General features: G+C 69.9%; 4 protein-coding genes and 1 pseudogene. All 5 read left to right on the forward strand.

What is annotated here, in order from left to right:
• Positions 1-144, forward strand: a 144-nt coding sequence (locus VAE46_RS13555) for a flagellar basal body rod C-terminal domain-containing protein (RefSeq protein WP_416223955.1), incomplete at its 5' end; no start/stop codon positions are given.
• 23 nt (positions 145-167) lie between these two features.
• On the forward strand, positions 168-485 hold the full coding sequence (gene flgM, locus VAE46_RS08225) for a flagellar biosynthesis anti-sigma factor FlgM (RefSeq protein WP_322796447.1): 318 nt from the start codon (positions 168-170) through the stop codon (positions 483-485).
• Positions 482-694 (forward strand): hypothetical protein, encoded by a 213-nt coding sequence (locus VAE46_RS08230; protein WP_322796448.1) that lies wholly within the window; start codon positions 482-484, stop codon positions 692-694. The genes flgM and VAE46_RS08230 overlap by 4 nt, the downstream gene beginning before the upstream one ends.
• Before the next feature lie 15 nt (positions 695-709).
• Positions 710-958: pseudogene (locus VAE46_RS08235) on the forward strand (hypothetical protein); the annotation flags it as partial.
• Positions 959-967: 9 nt separating this feature from the next.
• On the forward strand, positions 968-2288 hold a 1321-nt coding region (gene flgK / locus VAE46_RS08240; protein WP_322796449.1), incomplete at its 3' end, for a flagellar hook-associated protein FlgK.

Raw genomic sequence — 2288 nt, forward strand, 5'->3', positions numbered from 1 at the left:
CCCGGCACCCTCGAAAGCTCCAATGTCGATATGGCCGAAGAGTTCGTCACCATGCTCGTCGCCCAGCGCGCCTACAGCGCCTCCGCGAAGGCCTTCTCCGTCGGCGATGCCATGCTCGAACTCGCCACCCGCATCAACCGCTAACCCCCGCCCGAGGAGGTACCCCCATGGCCCGCATCGATGGACTCACCCCCGGCGGTACCCATCTCAACCCGGCCGGCGGCCCCGGCAGCGCAGCACCGGCGGGTCAGGCGGGCCCGGCCGATGCGTCCGGCTCCGCTTCCGGCCCCCGCGATGTCATCGCCCTTTCACATCGCGGCCGCATCGTCGCCGAGGCGGCCCGCGCCGTCCACCAGGCCCGCGATGTCCGCGCCGAAAAGGTCGCCGCCCTCAAAGCCGCCATCGCCAACGGCACCTACAGCTCCAACGCCCGCGAAATCGCCGCCCGCCTCCTCGCGAACGGCATCGCCGGTGACCTCCCATGACCCCGGAACTCCTCTCCCGGCTCCTCGCCTGCCTCACCGAAGAGGAACGCCTCCTCGATGAACTGGTCGCCCACGCCGCCGACCTCCGCGCCGCCCTTCTCGCCTCCGACTACCCTCGCATCGAAGCCGTCGGCGCCCGCATGCTCCAGGCCTCGACCGCCATCGAAACCGCCAGCGCCGCTCGGAAGAATCTCGTCAAAACTGCCTGACCCGGCGCCCAAACCCTCGACGACCTCCTCCAGGCTGCCGATACCCCCGGCATGAGCGAGCTCCGCGCCGCCCGCGACCGCCTCCTCGAGCGCGCCGACAGCCTGCGCGAAGCCCAGGAAACCAACGCCCGCCTCGTCCTCTCCATCATCAAGCTCCGCGACCGCTGGGCCGCCATCCTCGAAGGCCACCTCTCGCCCACCTACAGCCCCCAGGGCCAGCCCAATCCCCGCGAAGGAACAGGCTTCGTCTCCCGCAGCGCCTGAGGTTCTCCCATGGCCCTCTCCATCGGACTCGATACCGCCGTCAAAGCTCTCCGGGCTCACCAGCTCGCCGTCGACGTCGCTTCACATAACATCGCCAACGCCCAGACCCCCGGCTTCTCCCGCCAGCGCGTCCTCCTGCGGCCCATCGGCCTCAGCGGCGCCGGCTGGGCCTCGCGCGATAGCCTCCTCGGCAAGCCCGGCTACGGCGTCGACGCCCGCGACGTCCACCGCATCCGCGATGCCTTCGTCGATTTCCAGGCCCGCCAGGCGCTCTCCTCCCGCGGCCAGCACGCCGCCTTCGCCGACCCCCTCCGCAACGCCGAAACCATCTTCAACGACCCTTCCGATGATGGCATCTCCGCCCTCCTCCACCGCTTCTGGGCCGCCTGGCACGACCTCTCCAACGCCCCGGAATCGTCCGCCGCACGCACCGCCCTCGTTCATGCCACCCAGACCCTCACCACCCGCCTCCAGGCCGCCCACTCCGAGCTCACCCGCCAGCGTCGCGACCTCAACCAGCAGCTCACCGCCCTCGCCGATGAGATCAACGGCTACGCCGCCGAAATCGCCAGCCTCAACCTCCAGATCAAGCAGGTCGAACTCAACGGAGACCGCGCCAACGACCTCCGCGACCGCCGCGACCTCCTCCTCGATAAGCTCTCAGAAGTCGCATCCGTCCAGTACAGCGAAGCTGCCACCGGCGAAGTCTCCGTCTACCTCGGCTCCCACGAACTCGTCTTCGGCACCACTGCCCGCACGATCACCGCCGTCGCCTCCACCACCGACCCCACCATGGTCGACCTCCAGTGGGCCAACGACGGCTTCCCTGTCGTCGCGAACGGCGGACGCCTCAAGGGCGTGCTCGATGCGCGCGATTCCGCCCTGCCCGCCCTGCTCCAAAAGCTCGATACCCTCGCCGCCGGTCTCATCACCGGCGTCAACACCCTTCATCGCCAGGGCTACGGCCTCGACAACTCCACCGGCCTCGATTTCCTCCAGGGCACCGGCGCCGGCGATATCCAGCTCAATGCCGCGCTTGCCGCCGCGCCCCACCGCATCGCTGCCGCCGCCAGCCCCAACGCCCCCGGCGATGCCTCCATCGCCCTCGCCATCGCCGGCCTCGAACTCTCCCCCAACATGGTCGCGGGCCTCCCCGCCTCCAGCCTGGTCGCCGGCGAAACCCTTAGCGCCGGCGTCACCCTGGCGGGCCTCTCGGTCTCGCCCACCCTCCTCCCCGGCACCTACACCATCGTCGAGAACCCCCCGGCCTCCGGTACCCTCGAGCTCCAGTACAACGGCAACCCCATCGCCTCCGTCACCCCCTCAGCCA

Source organism: Tepidiforma sp., from assembly GCF_034433535.1.
In the GTDB taxonomy this organism is placed as follows: domain Bacteria; phylum Chloroflexota; class Dehalococcoidia; order Tepidiformales; family Tepidiformaceae; genus Tepidiforma.